Below are 279 nucleotides of genomic sequence, written 5' to 3'. Positions count from 1 at the left end.
CTCTACGACCGGCTCGGCGCGGACGAGTTCGACGACGACGACCTGGTCACCCTGCGTACCTTCGCCGGGCACGCCGCCGTGGCGGTCGACAACGTACGGGTGCACGAGGAGGCGCAGCGGCTCTCGCTGACCGACCCGCTCACCGGACTGTGGAACTACCGCTACCTGCGGGAGTCGATTCGCCGGGAGGTCGAGCGGGCGAGCCGGTTCGGCCGGATGCTCAGCGTCCTCGCCCTCGACCTGGACCGGTTCAAGGACGTCAACGACACGCACGGGCAC

At 69.9% G+C, this 279-nt stretch carries 1 protein-coding gene; it reads left to right on the top strand.

From position 1 onward, the window contains the following. On the top strand, positions 1-279 hold a 279-nt coding region (locus ACSNOG_RS33215), incomplete at both ends, for a diguanylate cyclase (protein ID WP_436756388.1).

The organism is Streptomyces sp. URMC 124 (assembly GCF_051386455.1).
In the GTDB taxonomy this organism is placed as follows: Bacteria; Actinomycetota; Actinomycetes; order Streptomycetales; family Streptomycetaceae; genus Streptomyces.
Note: the sequence above shows the minus strand (reverse complement) of the source record. Positions and strands in the feature narration are given on the sequence as shown.